13 protein-coding genes and 1 pseudogene are annotated in these 14,485 nt (G+C 71.6%); 7 read left to right on the top strand and 7 right to left on the bottom strand.

Going from position 1 to position 14,485, the window contains the following annotated elements; all coding sequences use genetic code 11:
• From STSP_RS08925 to STSP_RS08910, 4 genes and pseudogenes are all read right to left on the bottom strand, one after another.
• Positions 1 to 230 (bottom strand): annotated as a pseudogene (locus STSP_RS08925) (flavin reductase); the annotation flags it as partial.
• Positions 231 to 273: 43 nt separating this feature from the next.
• On the bottom strand, positions 274 to 1,131 hold the full coding sequence (locus STSP_RS08920; RefSeq protein ID WP_078067005.1) for an enoyl-CoA hydratase/isomerase family protein: 858 nt from the start codon (positions 1,129 to 1,131) through the stop codon (positions 274 to 276).
• 499 nt (positions 1,132 to 1,630) lie between these two features.
• Positions 1,631 to 3,859, bottom strand: a complete 2,229-nt coding sequence (locus STSP_RS08915; protein ID WP_067274421.1) for an acetate--CoA ligase family protein — start codon at positions 3,857 to 3,859, stop codon at positions 1,631 to 1,633.
• 268 nt (positions 3,860 to 4,127) lie between these two features.
• On the bottom strand, positions 4,128 to 5,336 hold the full coding sequence (locus STSP_RS08910) for a flavin-containing monooxygenase (RefSeq protein ID WP_067274420.1): 1,209 nt from the start codon (positions 5,334 to 5,336) through the stop codon (positions 4,128 to 4,130).
• Positions 5,337 to 5,665: 329 nt separating this feature from the next.
• On the opposite strand from STSP_RS08910, the gene STSP_RS08905 reads away from it, so the two are divergent.
• The 3 genes from STSP_RS08905 (at position 5,666) to STSP_RS08895 (ending at position 7,576) form a co-directional block, all read left to right on the top strand.
• Positions 5,666 to 6,118 (top strand): DoxX family protein, encoded by a 453-nt coding sequence (locus tag STSP_RS08905; RefSeq protein WP_067274417.1) that lies wholly within the window; start codon positions 5,666 to 5,668, stop codon positions 6,116 to 6,118.
• A 5-nt stretch (positions 6,119 to 6,123) separates the two neighbouring features.
• Positions 6,124 to 6,567, top strand: coding sequence for a Zn-ribbon domain-containing OB-fold protein (locus tag STSP_RS08900; protein WP_067274414.1), 444 nt, complete (start codon positions 6,124 to 6,126; stop codon positions 6,565 to 6,567).
• Between the two features lie 124 nt (positions 6,568 to 6,691).
• Positions 6,692 to 7,576 (top strand): GNAT family N-acetyltransferase, encoded by an 885-nt coding sequence (locus STSP_RS08895; protein WP_067274413.1) that lies wholly within the window; start codon positions 6,692 to 6,694, stop codon positions 7,574 to 7,576.
• Here the strand turns inward: STSP_RS08895 and STSP_RS08890 are convergent.
• On the bottom strand, positions 7,554 to 8,213 hold the full coding sequence (locus STSP_RS08890) for a pyridoxine/pyridoxamine 5'-phosphate oxidase (protein ID WP_067274412.1): 660 nt from the start codon (positions 8,211 to 8,213) through the stop codon (positions 7,554 to 7,556). The genes STSP_RS08895 and STSP_RS08890 overlap by 23 nt on opposite strands.
• A 95-nt stretch (positions 8,214 to 8,308) precedes the next feature.
• Entirely contained in the window at positions 8,309 to 9,499 is a 1,191-nt protein-coding gene (locus STSP_RS08885) for a thiolase C-terminal domain-containing protein (protein WP_078067004.1), read from the bottom strand.
• Positions 9,500 to 9,764: 265 nt separating this feature from the next.
• Here STSP_RS08885 and STSP_RS08880 point away from each other — a divergent pair, with 265 nt between their 5' ends.
• On the top strand, positions 9,765 to 10,976 hold the full coding sequence (locus STSP_RS08880) for an acyl-CoA dehydrogenase family protein (protein ID WP_067274409.1): 1,212 nt from the start codon (positions 9,765 to 9,767) through the stop codon (positions 10,974 to 10,976).
• Complete coding sequence (locus STSP_RS08875; protein WP_067274408.1) at positions 10,976 to 11,464, top strand: nitroreductase/quinone reductase family protein; 489 nt, start codon at positions 10,976 to 10,978, stop codon at positions 11,462 to 11,464. The genes STSP_RS08880 and STSP_RS08875 overlap by 1 nt, the downstream gene beginning before the upstream one ends.
• A gap of 146 nt (positions 11,465 to 11,610) precedes the next feature.
• Here the strand turns inward: STSP_RS08875 and STSP_RS08870 are convergent, their stop codons facing one another.
• The gene (locus STSP_RS08870) at positions 11,611 to 12,258 is read right to left on the bottom strand and encodes a TetR family transcriptional regulator (protein WP_067274405.1); all 648 of its coding nucleotides are present in this window, start codon (positions 12,256 to 12,258) and stop codon (positions 11,611 to 11,613) included.
• Positions 12,259 to 12,562: 304 nt separating this feature from the next.
• Between STSP_RS08870 and STSP_RS08865 the strand changes: the two genes are divergently transcribed.
• Positions 12,563 to 13,342: a VOC family protein gene (locus STSP_RS08865; protein ID WP_067274402.1), complete on the top strand. Its 780-nt coding sequence runs from the start codon at positions 12,563 to 12,565 to the stop codon at positions 13,340 to 13,342.
• 189 nt (positions 13,343 to 13,531) lie between these two features.
• Positions 13,532 to 14,485: serine/threonine-protein kinase (locus STSP_RS08860; protein WP_157902798.1), on the top strand; the 954-nt coding region annotated here is incomplete at its 3' end.

The following is a 14,485-nucleotide window of genomic DNA, read 5'->3' as shown; positions in this document are numbered from 1 at the left end:
AAGCCTGCCGGGCCGTCATCCTCCTCGGCGGGAGCGGTGATCACGGTCACGCCGGTCGCGAAGTTCCCCAGTACGCGCCGGAACTCGGCCGCATCGACCGGTGCGCGCTCGTCGTCCCGTACCGCGCGCAGCTCGGGACGCGGCAGCGCGTCGACGGCTCGGGCGGCGGTAGGCGCCCCGACGGACCTGAGGTATCGGACGACGGTGGCCGCCATCCCTGCGTGTCCCATCACGCTACCCATTAAAACTGACGGAGCGTCAGAAGTGAAGGTGTCAGCGGCCCTTGTACGCCGGAGAGCGGTGCTCCACGAACGCGGCCACGCCCTCCTGCGCGTCCGCCGTCGACATGTTGATCTCCTGGGCCGCGGCCTCGGCGGCGAAGGCCGTCGTGCGGTCCGTGTCGAGGGAGGCGTTCACCAGGTGTTTGGTGAGGGCGATGGCCCGAGTGGGGCCGACGGCCAGCCGCTGGGCCCACTCGCGCGCCGTCTTCTCCAGCTCGTCGGACGGGACCACACGGTTGACGAGTCCGAGCCGTTCGGCCTCGGCGGCAGGGAGCGTGTCGCCGAAGAACATCAGTTCCTTGGCGCGCTGCGGACCGACGAGACGAGCGAGCAGATACGCACCCGCCCCGTCCGGCACCAGTCCGCGCCGTACGAACACCTCGATGAACCTGGCGGATTCCGCGGCCAGTACGAGGTCGCAGGCGAACGCGAGATGGGCGCCTATGCCGGCGGCCGTGCCGTTGACCGCGGCGATCACCGGCTTCTCGCAGTCGAGGACGGCCGCGATCAGGCGCTGGGCACCGAGCCGGATGGTCCGTGCCACGTCACCGGGGATCCGCTCGCCGGTGGAGGGAGAACCGCGCAGGTCGGCTCCCGCGCAGAAACCCCTGCCGGTGGCGGTGATCACGACGGCTCGTACGTCCGGGTCGGCGGAGGCCTCGGCAAGCAGCCGGATGATGCGTTCTCGCTGGTCCCAGGTGACGGCGTTCATGGCGTCGGGCCGGTTGAGCGTGATCCACGAGACGCCGTTGTCAGTGGCGTGCAGTACCAATGACTCGACGGATTCTCCGGATTCTTCGGGAGACCCGGCGGAGTTGTCGGAGGTCGTCGTGAGGGGGGCGTCGGTCATGGGGGAGTGGCTCCGTTCGGTGCGGCGGTGGGCTCGTGCGTGGGGTCGTGCATGGGTGCCGGCGGGGGCATCGGTGTCAGCGTGGGGCTGGGCACTTGTGGGAGCCCGGCCTGGCGTGCCGCGGGTGCCGGCATGGGGGCCGGTACGGGTACGGCCGCGGGCAGGGGCGCCGGCGTGGGCCCGTGCGCAGGCCTGGGGGCGGGCGCGAGCGGGGGCAGGGCCAGGTCCGGCGCCTCGGGTCCCGGCAGTCCCGGCGTCGCGGGCCCCGGCCTCCGTGCCGCCGACCGCGATGCCCGCGCACGAAGCATCAGCGGCTCGCAGTCGTGGAGCCCCAGCGGCCCACGGCCATGCAGCCGCAGGGGCTCGCAGCCACGGAACCTCAGCGGCTCGCAGCCACGGAGCCCCAGCGGCCCACAGCCATGCAGCCGCAGGGGCTCGCAGCCACGAAGCATCAGCGGCTCGCAGCCACGGATTCTCAGTGGCTCGCAGCCATGCAGCCTCAACGGCACACGGCCAGCGCGTCCAGCGCCACCGCCCCCTGCCCGCGGGGCAGCACCATGAGCGGGTTGATGTCCAGCTCGGCGAGGTCGTCGCCGAGCTCGAGCGCCATCCGCTGAACGCGCAGCACGACCTCGACCAGCGCATCCACGTCGGCTGGAGGTGCCCCCCGGACCCCGTCGAGCAGGGCCCGCCCGCGCAGTTCGCCGAGCATGGCCCGTGCCTGGTCCTCGCCGAAGGGCGGCACGCGCACGGCCGCGTCCCGCATCACCTCGACGAGTACGCCGCCGAGGCCGACGGTCACGGTCGGCCCGAACAGCGGGTCCTGTGTGACGCCGACGACCATCTCGACCCCCCGCTCGACCATCTGGCAGACGAGGACACCGTCCAGCGTGATGCCCTCGAAGCGGGCGATGTCGGTCAGTTCGCGGTAGGCGTCGCGGACCTGACTGGCCGAGGTCAGCCCGACCTTGACCAGGCCGAGTTCGGTCTTGTGGGCGAGCTGCGTTCCCGACGCCTTCATGACGACCGGGTAGCCCACGAGACCGGCCGCCCGAACGGCCGCGGCCGCGCTGGTGACCAGCTGCTCGCGCGGCACCCGGATGCCATAGGTGCGCAGCAGCTGCTTGGCCGCGTGCTCGCTCAACTGCCGACCGGGTCGCATCAGGGCCTGCGCCTTGCGGCAGGCCGGGGATGCCGTGCGCGGCGCCTCGTCGAAGGGCGAGCGGTACGCGGCGGTGAACCGGTGGTGATCCAGGTGTGCGCGCACCGCGGTGATGCAGTTCGCGAAGGTCCGGAAGGTGGCCACGCGCGAGGACCCGAGGAGGGTCTTGCGGTAGGCGTCCTCGGTGCCGACCGGCGACCCCCAGACCACGCACACCAGTTTGTCGGTCCGCTCCGCCGCGTCCACCAGGTCCTGCGCGAGCTTGTCGCTCATCGGCGGGAAGGGGCCGGTGATCGGGCAGATCAGTACTCCCACGGAGGGGTCGTCGAGGATCGCGTCGATGATCTTGCGACCGCGCCAGTCGCCGACGGGGTGCCCGCCGTTGTCGACGGGGTTCGCGACGTTGAGGTACTCCGGTATCCACTGGTGCAGCTCAGCCTGCTTCGCATCGGACAGCGTCGGCAGCTTCAGCCCGGCCTGCACCGCCAGGTCCGAGAAGTGCGCGCCCGTGCCGCCCGAGATCGAATAGACGACGACCCCGTCGGCCACCGGCTTGCGGGCCCGCGCCAGCAGGGCCGCGGTGTCCTGGAGTTCGTCGAGCCCGTCCACGCGGATCACGCCGTACTGCCGCATCGCCGCGTCCACCACCGCGTCCGCGCCGGTCAGCTTGCCGGTGTGTGAGGCGGCCGTGCGGGCGCCGGTCTCGGTGCGGCCGACCTTGACGGCGACGACCGGCACCCCTCGCCGGGCCGCGCGGTCGGCGGCGAGCAGGAAGGAGCGCCCGTCCTTGAGGCCCTCGACGTAGCAGGCGATGGCGCCGACCTCGGGCTGCTCGGCGAAGTAGGAGATGAAGTCCGCGGTCTCCAGGTCGGCCTCGTTGCCGGTGGGTGCCCAGTGGGAGAGGCGGATGCCCAGCTCCTGCAGGGCGAAGACGGGGCGGCCCTGGTGCCCGGACTGCGTGATCAGTGCGATCGCCGGGCCGTCCAGGTCGTCGCGGAAACGCTCGAAGGCGTTGAGGTTGGTGTTGGGGCCGAGGAGTCGTATGCCGGAGCGTTCCACGGCGGCGGCGAGCCGGTCCTGGGCGGCGGCACCCGCCTCACCGGTCTCGGCGAATCCAGAGGCGAAGGCGACCGCGAACTTCGCCTTGGTCTCGGCGAGTTCCTCGATCACGGGAAGGGGGTCGGCTACGAGCAGTACGGCCAGGTCGACCTGTTCAGGCAGGTCTCTGACGGAAGGGAAGCACGGTATGCCGAAGACGGACTGACGGGTCGGGTGCACCGGGTGCAGCCGGGCGCCGACCCGCTCGGCCCAGGAGAGCAGCTGCCTGGTGATGCCCGTGTTCGGTCGCCCCTCGGCGTCCGAGGCGCCGACGACGGCCACGGACTCCGGGCGGAAGAGGCGGTCCAGGTCGGGCACGGAGGCGTTCAGCGGCCGCCCGCTGACATCGAGGTCGCCGGTCGTCGCGGCGCTGCCGTGCACGGCAGGCGGCAGGGACTCGCCGCAGGCCACAACACGCGTGCGGCGGGAGTCGGTGGTGAGGGTGGTGCCGTATGTCGATCCAAGCATCGGTCCGCCCGCTCCTGTGTGACAGCGAATAACTGACGCATAGTCAGATTACGTAACTGACGCCCAGTCAGGAAGGGGCTTGCCGCGTGTGCAGAGACGTGTGCGGCGGACATGCGATGCGTACCCCCCGCGTTACTGACGTGAACCTGTCACCGCTGCCTGCCCGGTCACCGTTGTCCCAGGTGGTCCCAAGACGGTTCTGCGGGCCGCGCGGCGCCGTACTGCCGTGCGGCCGTAGGGGGGGATACGGGCGGCCCGCAGGCGCCGCTCAGTGTCGCGCTGCCGCCGCCCGCGAGGCGCCGGAGGCTCCGCGGGCTATCGCTTTGGCGATCTTCTCCGCGTCGAGGGCCATTTCGCGGAACATCCCGCTGATGGGGTTGGTGAAGCCGGTGAAGTACAGGCCGCGGGCCCCCATCGGCGTGCGCCCGCCGTGGACCACCGGGCGGCCTCGCCTGTCGAGTACGCCGAGGTGGCCGACGAGGTTGTCCAGGCCCCGCGTGTAGCCGGTGGCTGCGATGACGGCCTCCGGGCCTATGCGGCTGCCGTCCGCGAGGACGACCTTGCCGTCCTCGAAGGACTCGACGGCCGCCACCGGTTCGACCCGGCCCTTGCGCACGGCGTCGATCAGGCCGACGTCCTGAACGGGGATGGAGCCCTCGTTGACGCGCGAGTACAGCCCCGTGTCGGGGCGCGGCAGGCCGTGTGCCGTCAGGTCCGGGACGCTGATCTTCGCGAGCGGCCGGGCGAGCCGGTCGACGACCGCGACCGGCAGCCGCCGCACCAGGATCCCGGTGAACTGGGCCGCCCAGCCCGCCGTGGAACGGCGCACGATGTGCGGTGCCGTGCGCACCGCGAGCCGCACGCGCGAGGCACCGCCTTCGACCAGGTCGACGGCTATCTCGGCGCCCGTGTTGCCGACGCCGACGACGAGGACGTCGCGACCGGCATACGGCGCCGCGTTGCGGTATGCGGACGCGTGCAGGAGTTCGCCGGCGTACGAGTCGCGGCCGGGCCAGTCGGGCAGATGCGGGGTGTGGTTGTAGCCGGTGGCGACCACGACCGCGCTGCCCGTCAGCTCGCGCCCGCCCGTGGCGTGCAGCAGCCAGCCCGATCCGTCGGGAGCCCGCTCCACGCGCGACACCTCGACACCGGTGATGATCTCGAGACCGTGGTACTCGGCGTACTTCTCCAGGTAGCGGACCACGTTGTCGCGCGAGACCCACCGCCCGAAGGAGCGCGGCATGGCCAGGCCCGGCAGGGCGGAGAGCCGCCGGGTGGTGTGCAAGTGGAGCCGGTCGTAGTGCCGACGCCAGGAGGCGCCGACGTGCTCGGCGCGTTCCAGTACGACGGCTCGTAGGCCCCGCGCGCGCAGCGCTGCCGCTGCGGCGAGCCCGCCGGGTCCGCCGCCGATCACGTAGACGGGGCGGTCTTCGTGGTGCGGCACCGAGGGGTGCCCGGCGGCAGTCGAGTCGGTCATGGGCGGGAGCGTATCCGCGTCGTCCCTGGAAGGGACCTGGTCAATGCGGAAACCGATTGCGAATCGATCACGGCCGTCAACCGGACTCGTTCACGTCACCTTCCCCTGGCCATGACTCACCTTCCCCTGGCCATGACTCACCTTCCCCTGGCTATGACTCACCTGCCCCGGGCTATGACTTAGCTTCGCCTGGCCGTGACTCATCGCGACCGCGGGCGAGGCCGGCGGGGCTCTTGCCAGCCGCCTCGCGATGCGTTGAACTGACGTACCGTCAGATAAGTCAGGGCAGTGCCGTGTGGCAGCGTCCAGCAGCGGGAGGAGCCCGTCCCATGGAGTCGATCTGGCTCAGCGGCGCCGAATGGCTCGCCGTGCTCCGCATCGGACTCGGTCTGTGGTGGCTGGAGAGCTGGCGGCACAAGGACAAGAAGGGCTGGTTCGAGCGGGGCACGGGGATCGCGTGGGCGGCGGACGTCGCCGCGAAACACAGGTGGAACGCGGTGCGCAGCGGCTTCGACGTCGTCGTCGCGCCCCGGCCCAGGGTCATGGCGTATGTCGTCGTCTACGCCGAACTCGCGCTGGGACTCGGCCTGGTCCTCGGCTTCCTCACACCGATCGCCCTGGTCGGCGGCCTGCTGCTCAACGTCCTCTACCTCGTCCTCATGATCCATGACTGGGCCGAGCAGGGCCAGAACTCGATGATGGCGCTGATCTCGGTCGTCGCGCTCTTCGGGATGTCCTGGCAGACCTGGTCCCTCGACAGCGCGATCGGACTCTTCGGATGACTCGGATGACGCAGACAAGCGCGGCCGCGCGGTTCGACCTCCCCGAACCGGACGCCTTCACCCGCCCCTACTGGGACGCGGCGGCCGAGGGCCGGCTGCTGCTGCGCCGGTGCCGTTCCTGCGGCCGCGCCCACCACTATCCCCGTGAGTTCTGCCCGCACTGCTGGAGCGAGGACGTCGCGTGGGAACGGGCGAGCGGCCGCGCCACGCTCTACACGTGGTCCGTGGTCCACAGGAACGACCTGCCGCCCTTCGGTACGCGTACGCCCTACGTCGCCGCGGTCGTGGATCTCGAGGAGGGGCCGCGGATGATGACGGAGGTCGTGGAGTGCGAGGAGGGCGCACTGCGGATCGGGATGGGGCTGGAGGCGGCGTTCCAGGCCCTGCCGGGCGGGGACTTCGTGGTGCCGGGGTTCCGGCCCGCGGGCGGCCGGGATGCGGGCGGGTGATGCGGCCCGTCCGCGCATTCGCTTCCGCGGCCCGGAAACTCGGTTCCGCGGCCCGGACGACGCCGGCGCCGGCCCGTCCTCACATTCGGTTCCGCCGTCCCCGCGGGTCGCGTCACCATGAGGGATGACCACACCCTCGTATGACGTGGACTGGCAGCTGACCCACGATCTTGACGGCTTCGTGGGCCGCGCCGGGGACTTCCTGCGCGCTGATCCCGTCCTGCACACGGTGTTGCTCACCGTCACCGGGAACCTGCGCGAGCGCGGCCTACATGTCTACGGTGCGGGGGACCCGCTGTTCGGCACGCTCGCGGTGCGGGGTGAGGTCGCCGGTGTCTTCCTGTGGACGCCGCCGTATCCGGTTCAGCTCACATCCGTCCCGGCAGAGGCCGCGACGGCACTGGCAGAACGGCTCGCCGACCGGACCGCGGATGTGCCCGGGGTGGCCGCCGACCCGTCGACCGCCGACGCGTTCGGCGCGGCCTGGCAGAAGCGCACCGGTGCCGTGCCCCGTGTCGGCCAGCGCCAGCGCCTCTACCGGCTCGAGAAGCTCACGCCGCCGGAGCCGGCACCGCCCGGCCGGGCCCGGGTCGCGGGCGCCCGGGACCGGAAGCTGCTGAAGCGCTGGCACACCGAGTTCAGCGAGGCCGTCGGCGACGGGCCCGGCAGGGATGCGGGCGAGTGGGCCGACAGCCGCATCGCCTACGGCGGCGTCACACTCTGGGAGACCCCTGACGGCACCCCGGTCTCCATGGCGGGCGCCAGCCGGCGCATCGCGGGCATGGTCCGCGTCGCCCCCGTCTACACCCCGCGCGAGCTGCGCGGCCGTGGCTACGCGGGTGCCGCCACCGCCGAGGTGAGCCGTTCCGCGCTGGCCGGGGGCGCCGACGAGGTGCTCCTCTTCACCGACCTCGCCAACCCCACCAGCAACCGCCTCTACCAGCGCATCGGCTACCGCCCCGTGCAGGACTCCACGGTCTGCCTCTTCACGGCCACAGCAGCTGCCTGACCCAGCCCGACCCGGCCGCCCTGCGGTACGCGAGCCGGACGTGCTGCCGCCGCTCGTCGCCCTGGAAGAACTCCACCTCGTCCGGGACGACCCGGTACAGCGTCCAGGTCGGGGCAGGTGCGTCCGGTTCGCGCTGGGCGCGGTCCCAGGCGGCCTCCGATGCCCGTATCAACTCCTCGCGAGACGCGAGGACGTCGCTCTGGCGGCCCACCAGCGCCGCCGCCAGAGCCCCGGTCGAGCGGGCGTGCAGATCCGCCTGACCCTCCTCCGGGGATGCGACCGTGACGGGGCCGCGGAGGCGGACCTGGCGGCCCTGCACGGGCCAGTAGAACCCCAGGGCCGCATACGGCCGTCCGGCGAGCTGCCGGCCCTTGCGGCTGGTCGCGTGGGTCGCGAACGACCAGCCGTCCGCGTCCGCCCCGTGCAGCATCACCGTGCGGACGTCGGGCAGCCCGTCCTCGTCCGTCGTCGCCAGGGCGACGGTGTGCGGTTCGGTCTGGCCCGCCGCCACCGCCTCGGCGAACCACTGCTCGAACAGCGGCAGCGGGTCCGCGGGCGCGGCGGACGGGTCGAAGCCGGGAAGCTCCGTGTCCCACACCCGCAGCGACCTCAGCAGCTCGTGAAGATCCGTTCCCATGCGCCCGAGTATCGCTCCTGGCACTGACAGCCCCCTGGCACAGACCGTGCCGCCCGGAAGCCCGCCCGGCGTCCCATCAAGCCGCCGGGCAGCCCTCAGCCCCGCCCCAGCACCACCGTCCCCGACGAGCAGAACCACCCTCCCGTGCCGGATGCCACCGCGAGCTCCGGCAGGCGGCCGCCGGGCCTGCGTACCTGTCGCTCGCCCGCCTCCCCGCGCAGCTGCCGCACGGCCTCGACGAGCAGGAACAGGCCGCGCATCCCCGGGTGCTGAGCCGAAAGACCGCCACCGTCCGTGTTCACCGGCAGGTCGCCCGTCAGCGTCAGTCGGCCCTTCTCGACGAACGAACCGCCCTCGCCCTTCGCGCAGAAGCCGAGGTCCTCCAGCGTGACGAGGGTCATGTACGTGAAGGCGTCGTAGATCTCGGCCACGTCGATCTCCTCCGGCCGCACCCCCGCCCGCTCGAACGCCAGCCGTCCGCTCACCGCCGCCGGGGAGACCGTGAAGTCCGGCCACTCCGACATGGTCGTGTGGGAGACATGCTCCCCGGTCCCGAGCACCCACACCGGCGCGGTGCGGCAGTCTCGTACGTATTCCTCGGCGGCCAGCAGCACGGCCGCCCCGCCGTCGGAGCGTATGCAGCAGTGCAGCTTCGTGAACGGGTCGGCGATCACCGGACCGGAGAGGACGTCGTCGACCGTGACCGGGTCGCGGAACATCGCGTCCGGGTTGTGCGCGGCGTTGGCGCGCGCCTGTACGGCCACCGAGGCGAGCTGCTCGAGCGTCGTGCCGTACTCGTGCATATGGCGGCGTGCGGCCATCGCGTACTTGGAGATCAGCGTGTGCCCGTACGGCACCTCGAACTGGAGGGGGCCACGCGCGCCGAAGGAGAGGTTGGAGGTGCGGCGGCCCGCCCTGATGTCCGCGCGGGCCGTCGAGCCGTAGACGAGCAGGACCGCGTTCGCGTGCCCGGCGGCGATGGCGTCCGTCGCGTGGGCCGCCATGACCTCCCAGGTCGAGCCGCCGACCGAGGTCGAGTCGACCCAGGTGGGCCGCAGGCCCAGGTACTCGGCCACCTCGGCCGGCGCCAGGGTGCCGAGCCCCGCGGAGGCGAAGCCGTCGACGACCTCGCGGCCGAGCCCGGAGTCGGCGAGTGCCCGGCGGGCGGCCTGGGCGTGCAGGGCATAGGGGGTGGCCTCGTCGACGCGGCCGCAGTCCGAGAGTGCTACGCCGACGACGGCCACTTTGCGGGTCCCGATGGCACGGGAGGTCGCTGAACCTGGCATGGATCTGACGGTACATCAGATGCGCGGGATGCCGGGAGGGCTCGTCCTGCCCCCTGTGCATCCGTGGACCCTCGCTGTGTATCCGTGGACCTTCCCTGTGTATCTGCGGACCGTCCCCGTGTATCTGCGGACCGTCCCTGTGCATTCGTGGACGGCAGGCCTAATATGACGCTCCGTCAGATTGAATCGGGTCGATCGATGCTGGATGACTGCTCAGGTCCGATCGGGGTCGGCATGGATCCGGCCCCGGGGAGGAGCCTCGCCGATGGACGCCACCTTCACCGCCGAGCAGGACGAGATCCGTCGCACCCTGCGGGAAGTCCTGCTCAAACGCTGCGGTCCGGATGAGGTGAAGTCGGCGACGCGGACGGCCGCCGGCTACGACACCTCCCTGTGGAGCGCGCTCTCCGAGCAGCTCGGCCTGCCCGGGCTCGCAACCCCCGAGGAGTACGGAGGGGTGGGCTGCTCGGTCACCGAACTCGCCCTCGCCTGTGAGGAGTCGGGCCGAGCCCTGGCGCCCTCACCGCTGCTGGCCACCGCCGTCCTGGCGGCGCCGCTCCTCCTGGCCCTCGGCAGCGGGCCGCAGCGCGCGGAACTGCTGCCCCGTATCGCCTCCGGCGAGCTCACCGCGGCCCTCGCCGTCCCCGGTACGGGCCTCGCCACGGCCCTCGGGCTGACCGGGGACAACCGCGGCGACTGGGCGGGCGGAGGCCGCGCGGGCGGCGTACAGGCGCGGCGGGCGGACGGCGGATGGCGGTTGTACGGGCAGGCCGAGCAGGTGCTGGACGGCCACAGCGCCCGCCTGCTCGTGGTGGCCGCCCACACCGGCGGCTTCGCCCGCCCCCGCACGCTCCTCTTCCTGGTCCGGGAAGGCGCAGCGGGCCTTGTGCGCACCCGGCAGACGTCGCTGGACGAGACGCGGCCGCAGGCACGGATCGAACTGCGGGACGTCGAAGCGGAGTTGCTCGGCGATGAAGGCGCCGCGAGCCGCGCCGATGTGGCCGGCGCCCTGGCCGCCGTCGGGGACACGGCCGCCGCGGTGATCGCCGCGGAGGCGGTGGGGGCGGCCGACCGGGTGCTCGAGCGGACCGTCGAGTACGTGCGGCAGCGCGAGCAGTTCGGCCGCGCGGTCGGCTCCTTCCAGGCGGTCAAGCACCGGCTGGCCGACGTCTACGTACAGGTGCAGGCCGCGCGCTCGGCCGCGTACTACGCGGCCTGGGCCGCGGCGGCGGGCGGCGACCGGGACGGCGAGGGGCCGGTCGTGGGGAGCCTGGCCCTCGCGCAGGCCCTCGAGGCGCTGCGCACGGCCGCGTCGGAAGCCGTGCAGCTGCACGGCGGTATCGGTTTCACCTGGGAGCATGACGTGCACCTGTACTTCAAGCGCGCCTCGGGCGACGAACTGCTCTTCGGCCCGGTGCACCGGCTGCGGGCCCATGCCGCGGAACGGTCGGGTCTCTTCGAGGAGGCTGGTCTGTGATGTCTGCCGCCACTCCGGGCACCCCCGCCCTGCGACTCGTGCAGAAGATCTCCGCCTCGCGCGCCTTCGCCAGGGTCGCGCCGTACTTCCTGCCGGCCATGGACCTCGCCGTGCACCGGCTGACCCGTGGGAAGGTGCAGCTCAGCGCCCGGATGCTGCCGGGCCTCGTGCTCACGGCGCGCGGCGCCAAGAGCGGACTGCCGCGGCGTACGCCCCTCGCCTGCATGCGCGAGGCGTCCGGTGACTGGATCGTGCTCGGCTCCAATTACGGCCGGCCGGACCACCCGCTGTGGACGGGCAACCTGCTCGCCCATCCGGACGCCGAGATCAACTGGCGGGGTCGGGACATCCCGGTGACGGCGCGGCTGCTGGAGGGGGACGAGCGGGCGCGGGTGTGGCAGGAGGTGCTGGTGTTCTGGCCGCCCTACGGGCTGTACCAGTCCCGGGTCAGCCGCGAGATCCGCGTTTTCCGGCTCACGCCTCGATGACCACGACTCACGCCTCGATGGCGGCGACTCACGCCTTGATGGCGACGGCTCGCCTCGATGACGGCGGTGGCCGTCCCACAAAGCGGCAGGCGGCAGATCACCTGGGTGATCTGCCGCCTGCCTGACAGGACTTCGGTTGCCCCGGGCTACCGGGTGGGCTTCTTCCCGGTGATGCCGAGGTGCACCAACAAAGCGAGGCTGGGCTTCAGTTCGGCCTGCTTGACGCCCCAGGACTGGAAGCCCTTCTGGTGCGAGGCGACCGCGGCGAGCATGGCGACCAGGGAACCCGCGACCGCCGCGGGACTCAGCTCCTTGTCGACCTTGCCCTTGGCCTGGAGCTCCTTGACCGTCTCGGTAAGTGAATTGTTGACGGAGTTGAGGATCTTCATCCGGATCTTGTAAAAGCGTTTGTCGCCCTCGGCCGCGCCGAGATCGACGACGCGGAGGATCGCGTCGTTCTTGCGCCAGAAGTCGAGGAAGCCGTCGACCAGGTCCTGGGCCGTCTGCCAGCCCGCCTTGCCCACCCAGGAGCGGCCGGCGAGGAGCTCGGTCAACCCGGCGCCCTCCGCGGCCATTTGCTCGGCGATCTCGAGGACCGCACCCTCCACGTCCGGGAAGTACTGGTAAAAGGTCGCGGGCGAGGTCCCCGCCTTCCGGGCCACATCGATGACTTTGACGTCCCGATAGGGCGACGAGCTGAGCATTTCACTGAGGCACTCGAGCAGCTTCTGACGCGTCGCCTGCCCGCGCCTTCCAGCCACACGGCCGTCAACGGTTCGTACTTGTCCTGTCATGCCGTCAGCTTACCGAGGGGTGATCGGAGCGCGATTCGGCCGACTGCAAATGGGGTTGGCTGCCTCCGCGGGCGTGTGGCCACGGGGTCTCATGCGCCTGATGATGCCCGGGTACGGGTGGATATGCACAAGTGTTATCAACAGCCTGTGGACAAGATCGGTGGATGAGAAATTGACCAAGTGTTCGAATCAATTCCCTGCGGGCACCACGGGCGGCCATTAGCTTATGTGTGACGGACGCCACACATCCGTGTTAGTCGGCGTCACAGAGAAGAAGACAGGGACAAGAGGGGCAGGCGGGCTCATGGGCGAGAGAACCTTCGCGGAAGGCGTTCCGTGCTGGGTGGACGCGATGCTCCCCGACGTGGAGGGGGGCAAGCGCTTCTACGGCGAGGTCTTCGGCTGGACCTTCGACGAGGGCGCGGGCGCGGAGTACGGCTACTACACGCAGGCGTACAGCGACGGAAAGAACGTGGCCGCCCTCGCGCCCAAGCAGGACGGCCGCATGCCCACCGTATGGACCGTCTACCTCGCCACCCCCGACGCCTTCGCGCTCGCCGACCGGATCCGGGACGCCGGCGGGCAGCTGGTCGCGGAGCCCATGCCGGTCGGGCCCTTCGGCACCATGGCGCTGGCGGCCGACCCGGAGGGCGCCGTCTTCGGGCTCTGGCAGGGCGGCACCCACACGGGCTTCGAGAAACAGGAGGAGCCGGGGTCCTTCTGCTGGACCGAGGTGTACTCACGCGACAAGGCGGTCGTCGACCCCTTCTACGAGGGCGTCTTCGGCTACGGCGGATACGACCTCGAGGACGCCGGCGTCGACTTCCGCACCTGGTCGCCCCGGGGCACGGAGCCGGGACCCGACACCGCGATCGGCGGGCGGAGCGTGATGTCCGGCGCCTTCCCCGTCGAGATGCCGTCCCATTTCCTTGTCTACTTCAACGTCGCCGACTGCGACGCGACAGCGGATGCGGTGGTCCGGCTGGGCGGCCGCGTTCAGGCGCCACCCTTCGACATCCCGTACGGCCGCATCGCGGTTCTCATGGACGACCAGGGCGCGTCGTTCGCGGTGCTCCAGGACTGAATCCGGCGCCGGCCGGGTGACCGGTGAGTAAGGGATACGTTTTGCCCTGAGACACCCCGAAGCGGCCCCGGGTTAGCAACCGGTGCCCAAGAAAGGAAGAATCGGGGTGCGCGGCACCGTGGCGATCCGGGGTGAGACGCTGCGCAGTGGCTGCCAGGTCGCAGCCGCGTACGGGGAGGTGGCAGGGAAGTGGTGGATCAGCTGACGCAGCACGATCCGAGGCGGATCGGGCCGTTCGAGGTGCTGGGCCGGCTGGGTGCCGGGGGCATGGGGCTGGTCTATCTCGCACGGTCGGCGTCGGGCCGGCGCGTGGCGATCAAGACCGTCAGGACCGAGCTCGCAGAGGACCAGCTGTTCCGCGTCCGCTTCACCCGCGAGGTGGAGGCGGCCCGGGCTGTGTCCGGCTTCTACACGGCCGCGGTGGTGGACGCCGACCCGCGCGCCGCCGTCCCCTGGCTCGCCACCGCCTACGTCCCCGCGCCCTCGCTCGAGGAGATAGTGAACGAGCACGGGCCGCTGCCGGTCCAGGCGGTGCGCTGGCTGGCGGCCGGCGTCGCCGAGGCGCTGCAGTCCATCCACGGCGCGGGGCTGGTCCACCGCGACCTCAAGCCGTCGAACGTGCTCGTAGTCGAGGACGGGCCGCGCGTCATCGACTTCGGTATCGCGTCGGGCGTCTCCAACACGCGTCTGACCATGACGAACGTCGCCGTCGGCACCCCGGCGTACATGTCGCCCGAGCAGGCCAAGGACTCGCGCAGCGTGACCGGCGCGAGCGATGTGTTCTCGCTCGGCTCGACCCTCGTCTTCGCCGCGACCGGGCACCCGCCCTTTCATGGCGCGAACCCCGTCGAAACGGTGTTCATGCTGCTGCGCGAGGGCCCGGACCTCGAGGGGCTGCCGGACGAGCTCCGTCCGCTCATCGAGTCCTGTATGCAGATGGAGGCGAGCGCCCGCCCGACCCCCGCCGACCTCCAGGCCCAGCTCGCGCCGCATCTGTTCGGCCCCGGCTCGGACGACAGCGGTACGGCGTCCGCGTGGCTGCCCGAGCGTGCGGTGGCGCTGATCGAGGCCCGGCGCAACGGGCGCCCGCCCGTCAGGAGCAGCGGCTCGGGGCGCAGCGGCGGACGGTGCGCCTCCAGCGCG

Origin of the sequence: Streptomyces jeddahensis, assembly GCF_001642995.1 — a bacterium.
In the GTDB taxonomy this organism is placed as follows: domain Bacteria; phylum Actinomycetota; class Actinomycetes; order Streptomycetales; family Streptomycetaceae; genus Streptomyces; species Streptomyces jeddahensis.
The sequence above is the reverse complement of the archived record's forward strand: the minus strand, read 5'-3'. Positions and strand labels throughout refer to the sequence as shown.

Excerpts from the sequence above, each read along its gene's own strand:
- STSP_RS08920 (WP_078067005.1), bottom strand. The coding sequence starts at position 1,131 with ATGACCGACGCCCCCCTCACGACGACCTCCGACAACTCCGCCGGGTCT.
- STSP_RS08915 (WP_067274421.1), bottom strand. The coding sequence starts at position 3,859 with ATGCTTGGATCGACATACGGCACCACCCTCACCACCGACTCCCGCCGC.
- STSP_RS08910 (WP_067274420.1), bottom strand. The coding sequence starts at position 5,336 with ATGACCGACTCGACTGCCGCCGGGCACCCCTCGGTGCCGCACCACGAA.
- STSP_RS08905 (WP_067274417.1), top strand. The coding sequence starts at position 5,666 with ATGGAGTCGATCTGGCTCAGCGGCGCCGAATGGCTCGCCGTGCTCCGC.
- STSP_RS08900 (WP_067274414.1), top strand. The coding sequence starts at position 6,124 with ATGACGCAGACAAGCGCGGCCGCGCGGTTCGACCTCCCCGAACCGGAC.
- STSP_RS08895 (WP_067274413.1), top strand. The coding sequence starts at position 6,692 with ATGACCACACCCTCGTATGACGTGGACTGGCAGCTGACCCACGATCTT.
- STSP_RS08890 (WP_067274412.1), bottom strand. The coding sequence starts at position 8,213 with ATGGGAACGGATCTTCACGAGCTGCTGAGGTCGCTGCGGGTGTGGGAC.
- STSP_RS08885 (WP_078067004.1), bottom strand. The coding sequence starts at position 9,499 with ATGCCAGGTTCAGCGACCTCCCGTGCCATCGGGACCCGCAAAGTGGCC.
- STSP_RS08880 (WP_067274409.1), top strand. The coding sequence starts at position 9,765 with ATGGACGCCACCTTCACCGCCGAGCAGGACGAGATCCGTCGCACCCTG.
- STSP_RS08875 (WP_067274408.1), top strand. The coding sequence starts at position 10,976 with ATGTCTGCCGCCACTCCGGGCACCCCCGCCCTGCGACTCGTGCAGAAG.
- STSP_RS08870 (WP_067274405.1), bottom strand. The coding sequence starts at position 12,258 with ATGACAGGACAAGTACGAACCGTTGACGGCCGTGTGGCTGGAAGGCGC.
- STSP_RS08865 (WP_067274402.1), top strand. The coding sequence starts at position 12,563 with ATGGGCGAGAGAACCTTCGCGGAAGGCGTTCCGTGCTGGGTGGACGCG.